Origin of the sequence: Pseudoalteromonas sp. MER144-MNA-CIBAN-0113, assembly GCF_040308965.1 — a bacterium.
In the GTDB taxonomy this organism is placed as follows: domain Bacteria; phylum Pseudomonadota; class Gammaproteobacteria; order Enterobacterales; family Alteromonadaceae; genus Pseudoalteromonas; species Pseudoalteromonas tetraodonis.
Map to the genome: position 1 here is coordinate 1 of NZ_JBEOOG010000341.1, position 274 is coordinate 274.

1 protein-coding gene is annotated in these 274 nt (G+C 40.9%); it reads right to left on the bottom strand.

Translation table 11 applies throughout. The features are described 5' to 3' along the window. On the bottom strand, positions 1 to 274 hold a 274-nt coding region (locus AAEY57_RS19955), incomplete at both ends, for an alpha-amylase family glycosyl hydrolase (protein ID WP_350608660.1).

A 274-nucleotide genomic window follows, 5' to 3' on the forward strand; every position in this document is an offset into this window, starting at 1 on the left:
GTGCTCAGCACCAAAGTGATTAAGCACCATATCCATAACAAGCCCAATGCCCTGCTCTTTAGCCTTTATTGATAACGTTTTGTATAGGTTATTCGATCCCATTCGCGGATCAACGTTGTAAAAGTCTGTAATCGCGTAACCATGATAAGAGTAATCTGGCATGTTGTTTTCAAGCACTGGAGTAAGCCAAAGCTGTGTTACACCTAAATTATTTAAATACGGTAATGCGTTAATAACACCTTGAATATCCCCTCCATGTCGCCCGCCTTTAAAG